Below are 19,786 nucleotides of genomic sequence, written 5' to 3' on the forward strand. Positions count from 1 at the left end.
AGGTAGTACTGAGATTCTGGATTCCGCCTGAGCGGGAATGACGACTATTTCAGAGTTTCCTTAGGCCCTTTACTGAGTTCTATCGACTCTAGGGCACCGACGAAGGCGCTATTATGCCCGCTTTGCCCGGCGCCGTGACACGCGCCTTGTCGGCTACTTGCGAGGAAGGTGGATGAAACCCTGGTTGACCCTGGTCGGCATCGGCGAAGACGGCTATCCCGGCCTGGGCAAGGCCGCGCGACGCGCCCTGCTGGCGGCCACGCGCATCGTCGGCGCGCCACGCCAACTGGCGCTGTTGCCGCCGTGCATCAGTGGCGAGCGGGAAGCCTGGCCGAGCCCCTTCGATCTGCAACCGCTGCTGGCGCGGCGTGACGAGGCGGTGTGCGTGTTGGCCAGTGGCGACCCGATGTTCTACGGCGTCGGCGCCAGCCTGGCGCGCCAGGTGCCGGCCGATGAGTTGCAGGTATTGCCGGCGCCGTCCTCGGTATCGTTGGCGGCGGCGCGCCTGGGTTGGCCGCTGCAGGAGGCGGAGGTCGTGTCGCTGGTCGGCCGGCCGCTGGCCACGCTCAACGCCCGTCTGTATCCCGGCACGCGCCTGCTGGTGTTGAGCGCCGATGGCGACACGCCTGCGCAGGTGGCCGAAGCCCTGTGTGCGCGCGGTTTCGGCGCCAGCCGCCTGACCCTGTTGGAGCACCTCGGCGGCCCTGGCGAGCGCCGACTCGATGGCCTGGCCGCGAGCTGGAACTTGCCGCGTGGTGCCGATCTCAACCTGCTGGCGGTGGAGTGTTTGGCCGACGCCGGGGCACAACTGTTGCCGCCGACCTGCGGCCTGCCGGACGACGCCTATCGCCACGATGGGCAACTGACCAAGCGCGACGTGCGCGCGGTCACCCTGGCGCGTCTGGCGCCGCTGCCCGGCGAGCTGCTGTGGGACGTTGGCGCCGGTTGCGGCTCCATCGGTATCGAGTGGATGCGCGCGCACCCGGCCTGCCGTGCCATCGCCATCGAAGCCAACGAGGGGCGCCAGGAACATATCCGCCACAACCGCGATGCTCTGGGCGTGCCCGGGTTGCAGCTGGTCGCCGGGCATGCACCCGAGGCTCTGGCCGGACTGCCGGCGCCGGATGCCATCTTCATCGGCGGCGGCGTTACCGTACCTGGCGTGCTGGACGCCTGCTGGGCCGCGCTCAAGCCCGGCGGGCGCCTGCTGGCCAATGCCGTGACCATTCAGAGCGAGGCGGCGCTGGTGAATTTCCGCGAGCAGCAGGGCGGTGAGCTGCTGCGCCTCGTCGTAGCTCAGGCGCAGCCACTGGGCGGCTTCGACACCTGGCGCGCAGCGCTGCCAATCACCTTGCTGGCGGTGCGCAAACCTTGAACCGGCGCATTCTGCTGCTCGGCGGCACCACCGAGGCGCTGCGCCTGGCGCGCCGGTTGGGCCCGGAGACGGTGTACAGCCTGGCCGGCCTCGGCCGGGTGCCGGACGACCTGGCCTGCCGCGTGCGGGTCGGCGGTTTCGGTGGTGCCGATGGTCTGGCCGCCTTTATCGCCAATGAAGGCATCGAGCTGCTGCTGGATCTGACTCACCCCTATGCGGCGCAGATCAGCCATAACGCCGCCCGTGCTGGCGAGATCGCAGGCGTGCCCTGTTGGGCGCTGCGTCGCCCTGGCTGGGAGGCCGGCCCTCAGGATGACTGGCGTGAGTTCGAGGATTGGGACGATCTGATCCGCCTGCTGGCGCCTTTCAACAGGCCTTTCTTCACCTCAGGCCGCGAGCCGCTGGCGCACTTGCACGAGATCCCGGCGCACCAGCATTGGACGGTGCGCTGCCTGCAGGCCGAGCCGGCGCCAACCCGTGCCGAGGTGATCGGTGCGCGCGGGCCGTTCAGCCTGGAAAGCGAGCGTGAGTTGTTCGCCCGTATCGCCTGCGACGTGCTGGTGAGCAAGAACAGCGGCAGCCAGTCCACCGAACCGAAGCTGCAGGTGGCCCGCGAGCTGGGCCTGCCGGTGCTCCTGCTGCGTCGGCCGGCGCTGCCGGAGGTGGATCGAGAGTTCGCCGAGATGGAGGCATTGTGGGAGGTGCTCCAGCAGCAGCTCTGATACGGATGCCGCTTGCTGGGCGTGAGGCGCGATAGCTGACTCACCCTGTATGTACGCGGCCAGCTGGTGCGCGCGGCGCCCCTACGGGGGAGTCGCGATGGCTGATCAGGCTGTGCGTCTGATCTTGAACGCGGCATGCAGGTCGGCCGTCGGCGTGGGCGCGAAGCACATCCTGTCGAACACGCCATTGAGGTGATCGACCAGCAACTGGGTCGCGCACGGGATGTCGCCGGCCTCCAGCGCCTTGATCAGCGCCAGGTGTTCCTCGCAGGTGCGCGCCGAATAGACCGCACCCCGGCTCAACGCGATGTTCAGCGCTGAACGTGACAGCAGGCCGCGGAGGAATTCCAGCAGCAGCGTGTTGCCGGCAAGCTCCGCCAGCTTCAGGTGGAACTGGCCGGCCTGCTCGATCAGGCCCGCGCTATCGCCAACTGCCAGGCAGCGCTGCTGGTTTTCCACCAGGGCGTGCAGCGCGTGCAATGGGCTGTCCGCCAGGTGCTTGCCGAGCTGGCGGATGACTTCCGCTTCCACCAGCAGGCGCGCCTCCAGCACTTGCCTGGCCTGGCGTTCGCTGGGCCTGCTGACCTGGGCGACCTGCCTTGGCTCGATGGTCACCGCACCTTCTTCGGCGAGCCTGGTCAGGGCGCGTTGTACGGTCCATTCACTGACGCCGAAGATCCGCCCAAGGGTGCCTTTGTCCAGCTTGGCAGTGGGCATCAGACGTTTTTCCAGAATCGCCGTGTAGATGCTCTGGTAGACGAAGTGGCTGGTGAGTCTGGCGCCGCTGCTTTCCTGGCGAGTGGTCTGGATGGGCTGCTGAACGGCTGCGTTTGCACTCATGATCACACCTGTCGACTGGTTCGGGGCTGCGTGCAGGCGAGCGCCTGTACCCACGTAGCGCCTGGGTGAAAAAGTTGTCGGGTTTGTCTGCCGGTTGGCGGCGGTTTATGCCTGTGGCACGCGCAGGTTGATGTTCAAGCGAGTGCCTTCGTTGAGGATGTGCTGGCGCATCGCCTGGCTGGCCTGCTCGCTGTCTTGACGGCGAATGGCGCGCAGAATCGCCTCGTGTTCCTGAAGGATTTCCCCGGCGTATTCCGGGTGGCGCAGCATCAATTGATCGCTCTGTTCCAGGGCGCTGCCGATCTGCTTGGAAACGCTGAGAAAGATCGGGTTGGAGGTGAGCGCCACCAGCTTGCGGTGGAAGCTGGTGTAGGCACCCGCCAGCGCCTGCATGTCGCCGTCCTCGACTGCCTCGCGCATATCCAGCAGCAGCAGGCGCAGTTGGCTCAGTTCGGCGCCATCGAGCGTCTGCGCGACCAGCCCGGCCATGAACGGCTCCAGCGCATAGCGCAGCTGCAGCACATCGGCCATGGTGGCGCTCGGCGGCGCTTTCACTTCCGGTAGGGCAGCGCCCCGACGCTCCAGCACCATGACGCCCTTGCCGGGCAGTGAGCGCAGCACGCCGAGGGTTTCCAGCACCGTGATCGCCTCGCGCAGGCTGGGGCGGCTGACCGCCATCTGCTCGGCCAGCTCGCGTTGGCCCGGCAGCATCTGGCCTGCAGGCCAGAGCCCTTGGTCGATGGGTTCGAGCAGCTTGCGGACGACCGAGTCGACCAGCTTGGATGAAGAAAACATGGGTCCCCCCTAATCAGCGAAACGATACGAGCGGCCGCACGCGCGGGCAGGGCGGCACTCACCGCCATGGGCTCCAGGCGCCGTGGCGATAAGAGCAGACCGAGCCCAGGTTGTCATCAGCCGCGAGCCTCGCTCTCTTGCGGCAGCGCTACGCGCATGCTGGCGGAATCGTTGCCGGCGCTGGCCTGCACGGGTTTGCCGTCCAGCACCGCGTGGGCGCGTTGCAGGTCGATGTCATTGTCCCAGCGGGCGATGGCCACGGTGGCGGTGCAGTTGCCGATCAGGTTGGTCAGCGCGCGGCCTATGCCCATGAACCAGTCGACCGCGAGCACCAGCACCAGGCCGGCAGCGGGAATCGCCGGCACGGCGGTCAGGGTCGCGGCCAGGATCACCAGCGCCGAACCGGGAATGCCGTGGGCGCCCTTGGAGGTGATCAGCGAGACCAGCAGGATGGTGATCAGGTCGCTCATCGCCAGGTCGGTACCGGTGGCATGGGCGATGAACACGACCGCCAGGGTCAGGTAGATCGAGAAACCGTCCAGGTTGAACGAGTAGCCGGTGGGAATCACCAGGCCGACCGTGGAGCTGCGGATGCCCATGTGCTCGAGCTTGCGCATGATCTGTGGCAGCACGGCGTCGGACGAGGCGGTGCCCATGACGATGGTCAGTTCCTCGCGGAAGTAGCGCAGGAAGGGAAACAGGCCAACCCCACAAAAGCGCAACACACCGCCCAGCACGATCAGCACGAACAGTATGCAGGTCACGTAGAACACCGCCACCAGGGCACCTAGGTGCTTGAGCGAGTCGATGCCGTACTTGCTGGTGGTGAAGGCGACGGCGCCGAACACGCCGATCGGCGCCAGGCGCACGATCATGCCCATGATGCGGAAGATCACATGGCTGAATTCGTTGATCAGCCGGGCCACGCCGCTGGCCTGTTCACCGACGAGATTCAGCGCGCTGCCGAACAGCACGGCGAACAGCAGCACCTGGAGAATGTTGTTCTCGGCGAATGCGCCGAGCACCGAGGAGGGGATCAAGTCCATGATGAAGGTCGCCGGGCCGTGCAGCTCCTGGGTGCGACTGGCGTAGAGCGCGGCATCGCTGGCAGACAATTCGTTGAGATGGAGGTTGGCGCCAGAACCCAGGCCCAAACCATAGGCCACCACCAGCCCGAGAATCAGAGCGAAGGTGGTCAGCACCTCGAAATAGATCACCGACTTCAGGCCGATGCGGCCTACTTTCTTCAGGTCTCCGGCACCTGAAATGCCGCTGACCACCACGCAGAACACGATCAGTGCGATGAGCATCTTGATCAGCTTGATGAAGCCGTCGCCCAGGGGTTTGAGCTGGGTGGCCAGGTCCGGCAGGCTGAGGCCGCACAACACGCCAAGCACCAGGCCTATCACGACTTGCAGGAATAGCGAGCGGGGAAGCAGTTTCATGAACATTGCGGGGGTCTCCGTTAGGCGCGTTGATCCACGCCCGCACGGAGGCCCGGAAATGAACGCCTGATTGTTTTTATGGTATTACCGGTATGACCAGTTCAGGCTATGCGCAATCGCCAGGGCTGACAACCCCCTCTCTGTGAATGCCATGAGCAGTGGCGACGAACGGGAATACGAAGGCAGTCAGCAACTGGTAAGACCGGACTGCCATCGCGGCTGAAGCCCCTCCTGCGCATCGGGATTGGAGTGGCTGGCGGTGCGCGCGGCGCACCCTACGTAGGGTGTTGGTGTGGCGGCCCGGATTGCATTCGGGCTACGACTGGCGCGCCATTGTCGCTAGACTGCCCGGCCCGTTTTGGAGACCGTCATGAGCCAAGCCCCCTACGCCCTCGTTCTGTTCATTGGCCCAGGCCTGGCTCGTGGGGCGTCGGCCGAGCGTCTGCAGCAACGCATCGAAGCGCTGTTGGGCGAGGCGCACCTGCATGACTCGGAGCAGGACGATTGGTTGCAGGCCATCAATGAGGCGCCGCGACCGTTGCTGGTGGTCGATCTGGAACCACGCGCCGATGCCGCGCATCGCGACTGGCTGCGCGAGCGTATCGCCGAGCGCGGTGACGGGGCTGAGGTGTTCGTGGTCTGCACGGCGCTGGAGGACACCTGGCTCGATGGTCTAGGCGCGTTGCTGGCGCATCGTCAGGCGCATCTTCCCTGCAGCGACGTGCCGCCCGTGCCTGCGCACCACGCCTGGTCGCAGATTCCGCCACACGCGCAACGCCTGCTGCTGTGCAACGGCCCACGCTGCACGCGCAAGGGCGCGCTGGGCCTGTGGAAAACCCTGCGTCAGCGACTCAAGGCCGCCGGCAAACTGGAGTGCGAGGGCGGGGTGCACATCACCCGCAGCCAGTGCCAGTTCCCCTGTGACCTGGGGCCGACCGCGAGCCTTTATCCACAGGGCGAGTGGTATGGCATCAAGGACGAAGCGGCAGTGATTCGCCTGGTCGACGAACGCCTGGTGGCGGGCAGGGCGCTGCCGGAGTTGCGTATCGATGAGCAGGGCAACAATTAGCAACTCGGATTACGCCTGCGGCGAATCCAGGCTACGAGCAATCGCCGCTAAAGCGCCTCCCACAATTGCCCCCGTGCCTTGACTTGAGCGGAGTCGGATGGTCATATCCGCGCCGATTCAGGTGTCTCACGCCGCCGCGCGTGAGGTGAAACGGGAAGTCGGTGCAAGTCCGACGCTGCCCCCGCAACGGTAAGCGAGCGACGTTATCAACAGGCCACTGTGCGCCCTGCGCATGGGAAGGCGATGACGTCATGACCCTCGCCAGCCCGGAGACCGGCCTGAATCTGGGGTTTGCTGTCATTGCGCACTCGTGTCGCATCGGACGCCCCCCATTAGTCTGGCAACCCGCGGTGGGCGGGCGTTGACGCCGATCGTGGGTGTTTGCGCGCCCACATCTGCTGTTGCGCGTTTCCATCGGATTGCCGTGCCTTTTCTCTTTGCGATGGAAGCAATATGGCGCGCTATCCCCTGTTTCAAACCTCTGCATCGTTCGCGCTGCTGTTGGCCTCTGCGGCCATGGCTGGCGAAGCTCCAGTCGACCTCCCTGAAGTGACCGTCCAGGCACAAGCCGCGGTCGAAGAGGGCGCTACCGACCTGCATACCCCGACCGTCGCGGGCTCGCGACTGGGCCTGACGGCCCTGCAAACCCCCGCCAGCACCACCAGCCTCAGCGGTGCCGAGGTGCGTGAGCGCAACAACCGCAGCGTGCAGGATGCCGTGACGCGTACGGCAGGTATCAGTGATATCGGCGCACCCGGCAACGGCGGCACGGCGTTGTCGGCACGCGGTTTCACCGGTCATGCCTCGGTGATGACGCTGTTCGATGGCATTCGTATGTACACCGGCATGGGCACCGTGTCGTTCCCGCACGATCCCTGGATGGTCGAGCGTATCGACGTGCTGCGCGGCCCTGCTTCGGTGCTGTACGGCGAAGGTGCCACTGGCGCGGTGGTCAACGTGCTGGCGAAGAAGCCGTTCGAGGGCGAGATCAGGAACCATGTGCGCTTCGGCTATGGCTCGTTCGACCGCAACCAGCAGGCGCTGGACAGCGGCGGTTCGCTGAGCGACACCCTGAGTTACCGCCTCAATCTCAACCGTGAGGCCAGCCATGGCTGGGCCGATCGCGACGATTCGCAGAACCTGGGCCTGAGCGCTGCGTTGCGCTGGCAAGCCAACGATGACCTGGCCTTCACCCTGGCTCACGACCAGGGCAAGTTGAAGCCCGGTAGCTACTTCGGTACGCCACTGGTCGATGGCAAGTTGCGCGACAGCCTGCGCGATAAAAACTACAACGTACGCAACGCCGATATCGCCTATCACGAGCAGTGGACGCGACTGACCACCGACTGGACGCTTTCCGATCAGGTCAGCGCCAGCAACCAGCTCTACTACCTCAAAGCGCGCCGTTACTGGCGTAACGCCGAGAACTTCACCTGGGACGCCGCTCAGGGTCAGCTCAACCGCCGCGAACAGCTGGAAATCAAGCACGATCAGGAACAGATCGGCGACCGCCAGATCTTCACCTTCAACCACTCGCTGTTTGGCCTGGCCAGCCGTACCCTGGTCGGCGGCGAGTTCAACCGTATCCGTTTCAACCTGGCCAACAACTCGCCCTATACCGATGTTGGTGGTGGCGAATTCATCGATCCCTGGAATCCGCCACCCGGCTACTACCAGAGCCTCGATGCCTATCGCCCGCACTCGCGCAGCGAGACCCGTACCTTCGCCCTGTTCGCCGAGAACCAGCTGCAGCTCAGCGAACGCTGGTCGCTGGTCACTGGCATCCGTCGCGACCAGAACCATATCGATCGTGACGACCTGCGTGCAGGTACCCGATCTGATCGCAGCCTGAGCGGTGGAAACTGGCGTGCCGGCCTAGTGTTTGCCGTTACTCCGCAACTGTCGTTGTACGGTCAGTACTCCACCAGCGAGGATGGGGTGAACAACCTCATCACGCTCAATCCGGGCCAGCAGCAGATGGATCTTACCGAGTCCAAGCAGACCGAGTTCGGCCTCAAGCAGTCGTTCTGGGATGGACGCGGTGAATGGACGCTGGCTGCCTATCACATCGTCAAGAAGAAGCTGCTCAGTCGCGAAACCCCGACCTCGCCGACCGTGCAGATTGGCCAGCAGTCGTCCGATGGCCTGGAGGCGACTCTGGAGCTGGCACTCGACGGCGGCTGGCAGGTTTCGGCCAACGCGGCGTTCGTGCGCGCCGAATACGATGACTTCGTCGAAGGCGGCGGTGACCGCAGTGGCAATCGTCCGAACAACGTGCCGCGGCGCACCGCCAACCTGTGGCTGAACAAGGACTTCGGATGGGGTGTGGATGCCGGTATCGGCGCTCGCTATGTCGATGCCCGTTACGCCAATACGGCCAACACCGTGGACGTGCCGGGCTACACCGTGGTCGATGCCAATGTTGCCTGGCAGGTGCAGCCGGATGTGCGCCTGGGCCTGCAGTTGAACAATCTGTTCGACCGCACCTACGCCCGTAGCCAGATGCACAACGGCCAGCAGTGGCTGCTCGGCGAACCGCGCTCGTTCTTCGTCACTGCGGACTACAGCTTCTGATGCAGCGTCTGCGCATCCGCGAGCTGGCCTGGTCGCCCGACGGCCAGCGGCCGCTGCTCGACGGTATCGATCTGGCGGTCGACGATGGCGAGCTGGTGGGGCTGATCGGCCCCAACGGCAGCGGCAAGACCAGTCTGCTGCGCTGCGCCTATCGCTTTCAGCGGCCCAGTGGCGGCAGCATTGAGCTGGACGGCGAGGCGCTGTGGCAGCGCTCGCCGCGTTGGAGTGCGCAGCGCGTGGCGGTGGTGCTGCAGGAATTCCCGCAGGACTTCGGCCTGCGCGTGCACGAGCTGGCGGCCATGGGCCGCACGCCGCACAAGGGGCTGTTCGACGGCGACGATGCCGAGGATCGGCGTCTGGTCGACGAAGCGCTGGCGCGTGTTGGTCTTGGCGCATTGGCGCAACAACCTTTCGCTCGATTGTCCGGTGGCGAGAAGCAACGCGCGCTGCTGGCCCGCGCCCTGGTGCAGCAACCCCAACTGCTGATCCTCGACGAGCCGACCAATCACCTCGACCCGCGCTACCAGCTGGAGCTGCTGCGGCAGATCAAGGCGCTGGGCCTGGCGACCCTGGCCAGCTTCCACGACCTCAACCTGGCGGCGGCCTTCTGCGACCGCCTGTGCGTGCTCGACCAGGGCCGCCTGGTGGCCGTCGGTACGCCCGCCGAAGTGCTGACCGCCGAGCTGCTGCAGCAGGTGTTCGGCCTGCAGGCATTGGTCGACACCCATCCACTGGCGGGGCACCCGCGCATTACCTGGATAGTCTGATGAGTCTGTGCCATTCGCGGCTGAAGCCGCTCCTACCCACGTTTGTGCTCTCGGCGCTGTTGTCGGCGAACCCCGTTTGGGCGGCCACCGTCACCAGTTGCGACCGTCAGGTAACCATCGAGCAGCCGCCGCAGCGTGCGGTCAGCCATGACGTCAACATGACCGCCATGCTGCTGGCACTTGGTCTGCGCGAGCGCATGGCCGGCTACACCGGCATCAGCGGCTGGAAGACCCTCGACCCGGACATGCGCGCGCAGTTGGGCGGTCTGCCCGAGCTGGCCGTGCGCTACCCGTCGCTGGAGAATCTGCTCGATGCCGGCACCGACTTCGTCTTCGCCGGCTGGAACTACGGTATGCGCATCGGCGGCGAGATCACTCCAGCCAGCCTGGCGCGCTTTGGCATTCCGGTGTACGAGCTGAGCGAGTCCTGCGCGCATATCATGCCGGGGCGCGTCGCCAGCCTCGACGATGTCTACAACGACCTGCGCAACCTCGGCCTTATCTTCGCCGTCGAAGATCGCGCCGAGGCCCTGGTGCAGGTCATGCAGGCGCGGGTGGCGGCGGTGCAGGTTCGCCTGGGTGTGCAACCGACGCGGCCGCGGGTGTTCGTCTACGACAGCGGCGAGGACGTGCCCTTCAGCGCCGGGCGTTTGGGCATGCCGCAGCCGCTGATCGAGGCGGCTGGCGGGCGCAACGTGATGGACGGCGTGGCGGCCAACTGGATGAAGGTCGGCTGGGAGTCGGTGGTCGAGGAGGATCCCGAGCTGATCCTGATCGTCGACTATGGCGAGCGCACGGCCGCGCAGAAGCGCGATTTCCTCCTGCAGCATCCGGCCTTGCAAGGTGTCACGGCGATCCGCGAGCAGCGCTTTGTGGTGCTCTCCTATCTCGCCGTTACACCGAGCCTGGATAACGCCGCCGCCATCGAGACCCTGGCCGCCGCACTGCATCCCGAGGTTTTCGCACAGTGAGTCGCTATCGCCTGCTGCTGCTCGGGTTGATCGGGCTGCTGGCGCTATCCTGTGCGGTTTCACTGGGTTTCGGCGCGGCCCAGGTGTCGCTCGAACAGGTGCTGGCGATCCTCGGTCAGCACCTGTTCGGCATCGTGCCCGAGGCAGCGGTGAGCGTCGGTCAGGACAGTATCGTCTGGCAACTGCGCGCGCCACGGGTGCTGCTCGGCGCGCTGGTGGGCGCTGGGCTGGCGCTGGTCGGAACGGCGCTGCAGGCGGTGACGCGCAACCCGCTGGCCGACCCGCACCTGCTCGGCGTCAGCTCCGGCGCGGCTTTCGGCGCTGTGGTCGTGGTGCTCTACCTGGGCGAGTTCGCCGGGCTGCTCAGCCTGCCGCTGGCGGCCTTCGTCGGCGCATTGGCAAGCATGCTGCTGGTGCTGGCCATCGCCAGTCGCAGCGGGCGGCTGGAGAGCGACCGCCTGCTGCTGGCCGGGGTGGCGGTGTCGTTCGTGATGATGGCGGCGAGCAACCTGCTGCTGTACCTGGGCAACCCGCATGCGGCCAGCTCGGTGCTGTTCTGGATGCTCGGCGGCCTCGGCCTGGCGCGCTGGGAACTGCTCTGGCTGCCGGCCGTGTGCCTGTTGCTGGCGCTGGCCGTGCTGCTGGGCTTGGGTCGTGCGCTGAACGCGCTGATGGCCGGCGAGCAGAGCGCGGTAAGTCTTGGCCTGGAGCCGCGCCGGGTGCGCCTGCTGGTGTTCGTGGTGGCCTCGCTGCTGACTGGGGTGCTGGTGTCGCTGTCCGGCGCCATCGGCTTCGTCGGCCTGATGCTGCCGCACGTGGCGCGCTTTCTGGTCGGCGCCGAGCACCGCCGCCTGCTGCCCGTGGCGGCACTGCTCGGTGCGCTGTTTCTGGTCTGGGTCGATGTCGCGGCGCGCACCTGGCTGGCGCCGCAGGATCTGCCCATCGGCATCGTCACCGCCGCCATCGGCGGGGTGTTCTTCGTGGCCCTGCTCAGGCGCCGCTAGCCACCGACTTCATAGGCGGAAGCGCTGCACCTGACTTTGCAGCGTACTGCCGAGGCGGGCCAGCTCCAGGCTGGCCTGGCTGGTCTGCTCGCTCGCCGTATAGGCCTGCTCGGTGATGCTGCGCACGTTGAGCACGCTGCGGTTGATTTCCTCGGCGACGGCGCCTTGCTGTTCAGCGGCGGCGGCGATCTGCTGGGTCATACCTTGGGCATTGCCGATACTCGCGGTGATGCTCTGCAGCGCATCACCGGCCTGACGGGCCAGCGCGACGCTGTTTTGAGTGAGGCTGCGGCTGCCTTCCATACGTTGCACGGCCTTGAGTGTGCCCTGCTGCAGGGCGGCGATCAGCGCCTCGATTTCCTGGGTGGACTGCTGGGTGCGCTGGGCCAACCCCCGTACCTCGTCGGCGACCACGGCGAAGCCACGCCCGGCTTCCCCGGCACGGGCGGCCTCGATGGCGGCGTTGAGGGCCAGCAGGTTGGTCTGCTCGGCCACCGACTTGATGACGTCGAGCATGCTGCCGATGCGCCCGCTTTCCTCGGCCAGGGCACTGATGGCCTCGCCGGTCAGCTCGACTTCACCGGACAGGCTGTCGATCTGTTCGATGGCTTTCCTGACGATCTGCGCGCCGTTGCTGGCGTCCTGCGCGGTGAGTTCCACCGCGTGCGCCGTTTCGACTGCATTGCGCGCCACGTCCTGCACCGAGGTGGCCATCTCGTGCATGGCGGTGGCGACCTGGTCTGTTTCCAGTTTCTGCTCGTTGGCGCCGGCACGGGTCTGCTGGGTGATGGCGGAGAGTTCTTCGGTGGCGCTGGCGATCTGCGTCGCGCCGTCGCCGATATGCCCGATCAGCTGTCTCAGGCTGCTGGCCATGGCACTGACGCCCTGCTGCAACTGGCCGATCTCGTCCGTGCGCTGCACGTTGTCCTGATGGCTGAGATCGCCGCCGGCAATGCGCTGCACATTGTGCAGGGCGTTGCGCAGAGCCGGGACGATCTGCCGGGTGATCAGCGCTGCACTGGCGACCCCGAAAACCAGGGCCAGGGCCAGGCAGGTGAGCAGTATCCAGGCAGCATGACGGGTATCTTCAGTGCGCTGCTGCATCTGGTTTTCATACAGCGCCAGGCAGTTCTCGACCATCGACAGCACCAGTTGCTGAGCCTGCTGCAGATCACCGTCGATGCGTTGCAGGGCTGCCTGGTGGGTGTCGAGCGTATCGCGGTAGGTGCGAATGGACTGTTCCATGTCCCGGAACAGTTCAGCGGGTGCATCGCTCAATTGCGCCCGCAGCGGTTGGAGGTTGCCGAGGGTCTTGTCGACGGCGTCGATGGCGGACTGGTACTGATCCTTCTTGCCGCTGTAGGTATAGGCCCTGGTCTCGAAGCGGGCATAGAGAAACTGCATCTGGATGGTCTTCACGACCTTGTAGCGCTCGTGCGTTCTGAGCACGTCCTCGGTGTCGCTGCTGACGTAGCCATCGAGCTTGTCCAGCGCGGCGAGGGCCTGGTCGCCGCTGCTGCGGCGCGCGTTACGAGAGGCCGCGATCTGTTGGTAAGCCGCTTGCAGGTCTTGGATGATGGCCTGATAACTGGCCAGGGCCTGATCCATCTGGACGATTTTCTGCCGGTTGGTTTCGGTCGTGAAGAAGTTGCGCAGGCCCGCCAGGTTCTGCTCGATGCTGGCGATCTTCTGCTTCAGCTCGCCGACGCTCTTCTCGTCTCCACCGCTCTGCAGGTAAGCGGCACGCGCCAGGCGCATTTCCGAGAGATCCTGCATCAGTTGGTTGACCGCGCTCATGCGATCCATGCGGTAGGACAGGTTGCGAATGGAATCCCAGCCTGCCCAGAAGATCAGAAGGCTCATCAGCAGCAGCAGGCCGAAGCCCGTCATCAGTTTTCTGCCGACACTCAGATTGGCAAGCCAGCGATACATAGGACGCACTCCTGATTCGTGAGGGGGGTGGGACGTCTCGTGCAACGCGCTGCGCGTTCAGGGGCAGGCATGCCGCGGTTCGGCTCCCCTTCGATCGGGAACCACCGGTGCATGGCGAGGTGGAGGTTTTGCGAAGGCAGGCAACGAGAGAAAGTCATGGGTGGCCGTTGTTCTTTTCGGCAGCTCGAATGGCTGATCGGCGCCGTTTTATTGGGCTAGGACGTAAATCTGAGCCTGTGCGAGAACCTGGCAGGTGGCACGAGGGTGCTTGGGACTATGGCAGGGCGCTATAAATCCATCCAATGCATTTTTCACGTGCTTTGTTTTGTTTAGTGCATCAATTGAGGCGCAGAAGTCACTTGCCGTCGCGCACTGCCACCGCTGTTCGAGCCGTTAGTCGCCCTGAGCGAACCTGGCCAAGCTGGTCAGGTCATCTGCTTCAGGTTCCATGAAACCTGGCCAGGAGGGATGACCATGCTCGCGCAATTGCCCGCCGCATTTCGTGATCTGCAACTACCGCTGCGCCTGAGGTTATGGGACGGCAAGCAGATCGACCTGGGGCCGAAACCCAGGGTGACGCTGGTGGTGAAAGATCCCACGCTGGTCACGCAACTGGCTCACCCCAGCCTGGATGCGCTGGGCGCGGCCTATGTCGAAGGCCGGGTGGATCTGGAAGGCTCCATCGAAGAGGCCATCGAGGTCGGTGACGCGCTGAGCACGGCGCTGCTCGGTGATCAATCCACGTCCACCGAGTTGTACACCGTCCATGACAAAGGCAGTGACGCTGCCGCCATCAGTTACCACTACGACCTGTCCAACGAGTTCTATCGGTTGTGGCTGGATAGCGACATGGTCTACTCCTGCGCCTATTTCGAAACCGGACAGGAAGACCTCGACCAGGCCCAGCAGGCCAAGTTGCGTCATCTGTGCCGCAAGCTGCGCCTGCAGCCAGGCGACAGATTGCTCGACGTCGGTTGTGGCTGGGGTGGCCTGGCGCGTTTCGCCGCGCGCGAGTTCGGCGCCGAGGTGCATGGCATCACCCTGAGCAAGGCGCAGCTGGAGCTGGGTTTGCAGCGTGTGGCCGAGGAGGGTCTGAGCGAGCGCGTCACCCTGGAACTGCTGGATTACCGCGACCTGCCGCAGGACGGACGCTTCGACAAGGTGGTCAGCGTCGGCATGTTCGAGCACGTCGGCCACGCCAACCTGTCGCTGTATTGCGAGCGTCTGTTCGGTGCGGTCAGACCCGGTGGCCTGGTGATGAACCACGGCATCACCTCGCGCTTCACCGACGGTCGCCCGGTGGGGCGTGGTGCGGGCGAGTTCATCGATCGCTACGTCTTTCCCCAGGGCGAGCTGCCCCATCTGGCGACCATCGCCAAGGCGATCAGCGAGGCCGGGCTGGAGGTCGTCGATGTCGAGAGTCTGCGTTTGCATTACGCACGCACGCTGCACTTGTGGAGCCAGGGGCTGGAGCGACAGCTGCAGGCTGCCGCGCAGTGGGTGCCGGAAAAGTCGCTGCGCATCTGGCGCCTGTACCTGGCTGGCTGCGCCTACGGCTTCCAGCATGGCTGGATGAACCTGCACCAGATTCTCGCGGTGAAACCCTACGCGGACGGCCATCACGACCTGCCATGGAGCCGCGCTGACCTCTATCGCTGATGGGGTAACATGCGGCAGTCCTCGCCATCGAGCTGCCCATGCCCACTGTGCTGCAACGCCATCGCGTGCTTTTCACCGTCCTGCCGATTCTGGTCGGGCTGGTGCTGAGCGTGTGGTTCGCCGGGCGTTATGCCGAGCAGCGTGCATGGACAGAACGCAGCCTGGAGGCGCGCGGTCAGCTGCAACTCTATGCGCAGTCGATTCGCACGTTGGTCGAGCGCTTCAACTCGGTGCCGGAGGTGCTGTCGCTGGACAGCGATATCCGCAGCTTGCTGCGTGCGCCCGAGGATCGCCACCTGCGCATGGCGCTCAACCTGCGTCTGGAGCGACTGAACAAGGCGGCCGGCTCTACCGTTCTGTATCTGCTCGACACCCAGGGTGAGACGCTGTCGGCCAGCAACTGGCGCGACTGGAGCAGCTTCGTCGGCAACAACTACGCCTTCCGTCCCTATTTCCAGAATGCCCTGCGCGAAGGTGGGGCCCGTTACTTCGCCGTCGGTGTGACCACCGGCATTCCCGGCTACTTCCTTTCCCATGTGGTTCGTGACGACGACGGCAGCCTGATCGGCGTATTGGTGGTCAAGCTGGAGCTGGAGGAACTGCAGCGCGAATGGGTCGATCAGCCCGGCGTGCTGCTGGTGGCCGACAGTCACCAAGTGGCGATCCTCAGCAATCGTCCAGCCTGGCGCTTTCGCACCTTGCAGGCCCTGGACGACCAGGCGCGCGCCGAGCTGATCGACGTGCGCAAATATGCCGAGCAGGCGCTCAAGCCATTACCCAGCCGTGTTCATCGCTACATCGACGACGAGACGGCCTGGACGCGCCTGGACGGCCCCGATGGGCCGCGTGATTACCTCTGGCAGCGGATGACGTTGCCCGATGAAGGCTGGACGCTGCATCTGCTCAGCGATCCCAGCAACCTGGCCGATGCTCGCCTCAGCTACAGCCTGGCGGCGGCCGGTGCCTGGCTGGCACTGACCTTCCTGCTGCTGTTCCTCGCCCAGCGGCGCAAGAACCAGCGCCTGCAGGCGAACATTCGTGAACGCCTGGAGCGCGAAGTGGAGTTGCGTACCGCCGAGCTGCGCCAGGCCCAGGAGGGCTTGGTGCATGCGGCCAAGATGGCGGCGCTGGGGCAGATGTCAGCGGCCATGGCGCATGAGATCAACCAGCCGCTGACCGCCTTGCAGATGCAGCTGGGCAGCCAGCGGCTGTTGCTCGAAAGCGGGCGGCCCGAGGTCATGCGCGAGGGTCTGCAGCGCATGGATGGCTTGTTGCAACGCATGGCGGCGTTGACCGGGCACTTGAAGACGTTCGCCCGCAAGACCCCGGCCGGCCTCAGTGAACGCCTGCGCCTGGGCGACGTGCTGGAGCAGGCGCTGCAATTGCTGGCGCCGCGCATCCGCAGCGAGCAGGTGGAGCTGCACGTCGAGGTGGCTGCCGATGCGTTGGTCTTGGGCGATGCCATTCGCCTGGAACAGGTGCTGCTCAACCTGCTGCACAACGCGCTGGATGCGATGGTCGAGAGTGAGCGGCGCATCCTCGACGTGCGCATCCTGCGTGAGGGTGACGAGTGTCGGTTGATGGTCGAGGACAGCGGCGGCGGGATTGCCGAAGAGACTCTGGGGCACGTGTTCGAACCCTTCTTCACCACCAAGCCGGTCGGCCAGGGCCTGGGCCTGGGCCTGGCGGTGTCCTATGGCATCGTGCGGGAATTGGGCGGTACGTTGAGCGCAGCCAATAGCGAGCACGGCGCGGTATTCACCCTGAGTCTGCCGGCCGCACCGTAGGGTGCGCCGTGCACACCGCAGCCATCGATGTGCCATGGGTTACCGGTGCGCGCAGTGCACCCTACGGTCTGTCGCCGTTGCGCCGAGGGTGACGCTCGTCACACCCGGGGTTGCTCCCCTGGAATTCATCCGGGCTACACTGCCGCGGTTCATAACGGGGAGGTGCCATGAGCGATCAGGTGATAGTGGTCGATGACGAAGCGGCGATTCGCGAAGCGGTTCAGCAGTGGCTGGAGCTTTCTGGCTTCGAGGTGCGCACCTGTAGCAGTGCCAGAGAGGCGTTGGCGCTGGTCGACCGTGACTACCCCGGTATCGTCGTCAGCGATGTGCGCATGCCGGGCAGCGATGGCCTGCAACTGCTGGACAAGCTGCTGCAAGTGGATGCCGACCTGCCGGTGATTCTGGTCACGGGCCATGGCGACGTGCCGATGGCAGTGCAGGCGCTGCGTCAGGGGGCTTACGATTTCATCGAGAAACCCTTCACCCCCGAGCGTTTGCTCGATAGCGTGCGGCGTGCGCTGGACAAGCGCCGCCTGGTCTGTGAGAACCGCCAGCTGCGTCGCCAGGTGGCCGACAAGGGCCGCATCGAAAACCAGCTGATCGGCATTTCCCGGCCGATGGAAAATCTGCGCCGGCAGATCCTCGAACTGGCTGGCACCTCGGTCAACGTGCTGATTCGCGGTGAAACCGGTAGCGGCAAGGAGCGCGTCGCGCGTTGCCTGCACGACTTCAGCCCGCGTGCCGGCAAGGCCTTTGCCGCGCTCAACTGCGCAGCGATTCCGGAAACCATTTTCGAGAGCGAGCTGTTCGGCCACGAGAGCGGCGCCTTTACCGGTGCCCAGGGCCGGCGCATCGGGCGTATCGAGCATGCCGACGGCGGCACGCTGTTCCTCGATGAGGTGGAGAGCCTGCCACTGGCGCAGCAGGTCAAGCTGCTGCGCGTGCTGCAGGAAAAGACCCTGGAGCGCCTGGGCTCGAACAAGAGCATCAAGGTCGACCTGCGGGTGATCAGCGCGGTCAAACCGGATCTGCAGGACGAGGTGCGCGCCGGGCGTTTCCGTGAGGATCTGCTCTATCGCCTCAACGTCGCCACCCTGCACATTCCGCCGCTGCGTGATCGTCGTGAAGACATTCCGCTGCTGTTCGAGCACTTCGCCGCCGAAGCGGCGCTGCGTCATGAGCGTGAGGCGCCGCCGTTGCCACCGAGCGAGCTGGCGCGGCTGCTCAGTCATGACTGGCCTGGCAACGTGCGCGAGCTGGCCAACGCCGCCGAGCGTCATGCGCTGGGGCTTTCCAATCCGTCCTCGAACGAGCAGGTGGTGGATCAGTCACTGGCGCAGCAGATGGAGACCTTCGAGGCGCAATGCCTGCGCAACGCCCTGCTGCAATGCCAGGGCAACATCGCGGCGGTGATGGAGATGCTGCAACTGCCACGGCGCACCCTCAACGAGAAGATGCAGCGTCATGGTCTGAGCCGCAGCGACTACCTGCCTGGCGGCGAGGAAGTGTAGGGGCTGTCGCGCAGCCATTCTGGGTGTGCGCACCATGAATATCGCGGTGTTTGCTCGGTGCGCATGGCGCACCCTACGGGAGCCTCTGCCATAAGCGGAATTTTGCCTATGGCCGCGTTCGAGGTCGGCGGAATCTTGCGCACCTCTCTCCGTGTTCTTTGTTGAAACCCCTCTGGCCCGGGGGTTTCCGGTTCTGGCATGAGGCCTGCAAAAGGCTCTGTGTGCCTGGGTTCATGTCTGAGCCGGCAACCATAACAACAACGGAGATTTTCCCCCATGCGACTGACCAAGCGTCTGAGTCTGTTCGCCGCTGCCGCGGCCATCACTGCCAGCACTGCGGCCATTGCCGCTCCCACCTTCATCAACGTTCTCACCGGCGGCACCAGCGGGGTCTACTACCCGATTGGCGTGGCCATGTCGCAGATCTATGGCAACAACATCGAGGGCGCGAAAACCTCGGTACAGGCGACCAAGGCCTCGGTGGAAAACCTCAACCTGCTGCAGTCCGGCCGTGGCGAAATCGCCTTTGCTCTGGGCGATTCGGTGGAAGACGCCTGGAACGGCGTGGAAGACGCTGGCTTCAAGGCGCCGCTGACGCGCATCCGTGCCATCGCCGCTACCTACCCGAACTACATCCAGATCGTTGCCAGCAAGGAATCCGGGATCAAGACCCTGGAAGACCTGAAAGGCAAGCGCATCTCCGTGGGCGCGCCGAAGTCGGGTACCGAGCTCAACGCCCGGGCGATCTTCAAGGCCGCTGGCCTGAGCTACAAGGACATGGGCCGTGTGGAGTTCATGCCCTACGCCGAGTCGGTCGAGCTGATCAAGAACCGTCAGCTGGACGCCACCCTGCAGTCGTCCGGCCTGGGCATGGCGGCCATCCGTGACCTCGCGTCGATGGTGCCAATCACCTTCGTCGCCATCCCTGAAGAAGTCGTGGCCAAGATCGACAGCCAGGCCTACCAGGCCAAGGTCATCCCGGCCGGTACCTACGACGGCCAGGATCAGGACGTGCCGACTGCGGCCATCGTCAACCTGCTGGTGAGCCACGAGAAAGTCTCCGACGACGTCGCCTACCAGATGACCAAGCTGCTGTTCGACAACCTCCCGCGTCTGCGCACCGCCCACTCCGCGTCCAACGACATCAGCCTGGAAGCGGCCACCGAGGCGCTGCCGATCCCGCTGCACCCGGGCGCCGAGCGCTTCTACAAGGAAGCCGGGGTTCTCAAGTAATACGGATAAACGGGGGCAGGGCGCTCGCCTTGCTCCCCATTTATCGAATCGGCGTTCGGCCCAGCCTTTGCGGTAACGGCCCGCTGTTATTCCAGCTGCATC

Annotated in this window: 15 protein-coding genes and 1 riboswitch; of the genes, 11 read left to right on the plus strand and 4 right to left on the minus strand. The window is 65.2% G+C overall.

Annotation, left to right across the window (positions count from 1 at the left end):
- Positions 1 to 172 precede the first annotated feature (172 nt).
- Both cbiE and C7A17_RS10720 read left to right on the plus strand, forming a co-directional pair.
- The gene (gene cbiE / locus C7A17_RS10715; protein ID WP_106738020.1) at positions 173 to 1,375 is read left to right on the plus strand and encodes a precorrin-6y C5,15-methyltransferase (decarboxylating) subunit CbiE; all 1,203 of its coding nucleotides are present in this window, start codon (positions 173 to 175) and stop codon (positions 1,373 to 1,375) included.
- Entirely contained in the window at positions 1,372 to 2,097 is a 726-nt protein-coding gene (locus tag C7A17_RS10720) for a cobalt-precorrin-6A reductase (protein ID WP_106738021.1), read from the plus strand. The genes cbiE and C7A17_RS10720 overlap by 4 nt, the downstream gene beginning before the upstream one ends.
- A 105-nt stretch (positions 2,098 to 2,202) precedes the next feature.
- On the opposite strand, the gene C7A17_RS10725 is transcribed toward C7A17_RS10720, so the two are convergent.
- The 3 genes from C7A17_RS10725 to C7A17_RS10735 all read right to left on the minus strand — a co-directional run bounded on the left by C7A17_RS10725 (position 2,203) and on the right by C7A17_RS10735 (position 5,183).
- On the minus strand, positions 2,203 to 2,937 hold the full coding sequence (locus C7A17_RS10725; RefSeq protein WP_106738022.1) for a GntR family transcriptional regulator: 735 nt from the start codon (positions 2,935 to 2,937) through the stop codon (positions 2,203 to 2,205).
- 105 nt (positions 2,938 to 3,042) lie between these two features.
- Positions 3,043 to 3,732: a FadR/GntR family transcriptional regulator gene (locus tag C7A17_RS10730; RefSeq protein WP_106738023.1), complete on the minus strand. Its 690-nt coding sequence runs from the start codon at positions 3,730 to 3,732 to the stop codon at positions 3,043 to 3,045.
- A 116-nt stretch (positions 3,733 to 3,848) separates the two neighbouring features.
- Positions 3,849 to 5,183: a C4-dicarboxylate transporter DctA gene (locus C7A17_RS10735; protein WP_106738024.1), complete on the minus strand. Its 1,335-nt coding sequence runs from the start codon at positions 5,181 to 5,183 to the stop codon at positions 3,849 to 3,851.
- Positions 5,184 to 5,547: 364 nt separating this feature from the next.
- Between C7A17_RS10735 and C7A17_RS10740 the strand changes: the two genes are divergently transcribed.
- The 5 genes from C7A17_RS10740 to C7A17_RS10760 all read left to right on the plus strand — a co-directional run bounded on the left by C7A17_RS10740 (position 5,548) and on the right by C7A17_RS10760 (position 11,562).
- Positions 5,548 to 6,246 (plus strand): (2Fe-2S) ferredoxin domain-containing protein, encoded by a 699-nt coding sequence (locus tag C7A17_RS10740; RefSeq protein ID WP_106738025.1) that lies wholly within the window; start codon positions 5,548 to 5,550, stop codon positions 6,244 to 6,246.
- Between the two features lie 102 nt (positions 6,247 to 6,348).
- Positions 6,349 to 6,542, plus strand: a riboswitch (cobalamin riboswitch).
- Positions 6,543 to 6,699: 157 nt separating this feature from the next.
- Positions 6,700 to 8,820, plus strand: coding sequence for a TonB-dependent receptor (locus tag C7A17_RS10745; protein WP_106738026.1), 2,121 nt, complete (start codon positions 6,700 to 6,702; stop codon positions 8,818 to 8,820).
- Complete coding sequence (locus C7A17_RS10750; RefSeq protein WP_106738027.1) at positions 8,820 to 9,587, plus strand: ABC transporter ATP-binding protein; 768 nt, start codon at positions 8,820 to 8,822, stop codon at positions 9,585 to 9,587. The genes C7A17_RS10745 and C7A17_RS10750 overlap by 1 nt, the downstream gene beginning before the upstream one ends.
- Positions 9,587 to 10,558, plus strand: a complete 972-nt coding sequence (locus C7A17_RS10755; RefSeq protein WP_106738028.1) for an ABC transporter substrate-binding protein — start codon at positions 9,587 to 9,589, stop codon at positions 10,556 to 10,558. The genes C7A17_RS10750 and C7A17_RS10755 overlap by 1 nt, the downstream gene beginning before the upstream one ends.
- Positions 10,555 to 11,562 (plus strand): FecCD family ABC transporter permease, encoded by a 1,008-nt coding sequence (locus tag C7A17_RS10760; RefSeq protein WP_106738029.1) that lies wholly within the window; start codon positions 10,555 to 10,557, stop codon positions 11,560 to 11,562. Before C7A17_RS10755 ends, C7A17_RS10760 begins: the two co-directional genes overlap by 4 nt.
- A gap of 9 nt (positions 11,563 to 11,571) precedes the next feature.
- Here the strand turns inward: C7A17_RS10760 and C7A17_RS10765 are convergent, their stop codons facing one another.
- Entirely contained in the window at positions 11,572 to 13,494 is a 1,923-nt protein-coding gene (locus C7A17_RS10765) for a methyl-accepting chemotaxis protein (RefSeq protein ID WP_106738030.1), read from the minus strand.
- Positions 13,495 to 13,968: 474 nt separating this feature from the next.
- Here C7A17_RS10765 and cfaB point away from each other — a divergent pair, with 474 nt between their 5' ends.
- The 4 genes from cfaB to C7A17_RS10785 all read left to right on the plus strand — a co-directional run bounded on the left by cfaB (position 13,969) and on the right by C7A17_RS10785 (position 19,684).
- Positions 13,969 to 15,153: a C17 cyclopropane fatty acid synthase CfaB gene (gene cfaB, locus C7A17_RS10770; protein WP_106738031.1), complete on the plus strand. Its 1,185-nt coding sequence runs from the start codon at positions 13,969 to 13,971 to the stop codon at positions 15,151 to 15,153.
- 38 nt (positions 15,154 to 15,191) lie between these two features.
- Positions 15,192 to 16,940 carry a sensor histidine kinase gene (locus C7A17_RS10775; protein WP_106738032.1) on the plus strand — a complete coding sequence of 583 codons (1,749 nt, stop codon included), beginning with the start codon at positions 15,192 to 15,194 and terminating at the stop codon, positions 16,938 to 16,940.
- A gap of 167 nt (positions 16,941 to 17,107) precedes the next feature.
- The gene (locus C7A17_RS10780; RefSeq protein ID WP_106738033.1) at positions 17,108 to 18,451 is read left to right on the plus strand and encodes a sigma-54-dependent transcriptional regulator; all 1,344 of its coding nucleotides are present in this window, start codon (positions 17,108 to 17,110) and stop codon (positions 18,449 to 18,451) included.
- A 276-nt stretch (positions 18,452 to 18,727) separates the two neighbouring features.
- Positions 18,728 to 19,684, plus strand: coding sequence for a TAXI family TRAP transporter solute-binding subunit (locus tag C7A17_RS10785; RefSeq protein WP_106738034.1), 957 nt, complete (start codon positions 18,728 to 18,730; stop codon positions 19,682 to 19,684).
- Positions 19,685 to 19,786 lie beyond the last annotated feature (102 nt).

This window comes from Pseudomonas mendocina (assembly GCF_003008615.1).
Taxonomy (GTDB): domain Bacteria; phylum Pseudomonadota; class Gammaproteobacteria; order Pseudomonadales; family Pseudomonadaceae; genus Aquipseudomonas; species Aquipseudomonas mendocina_C.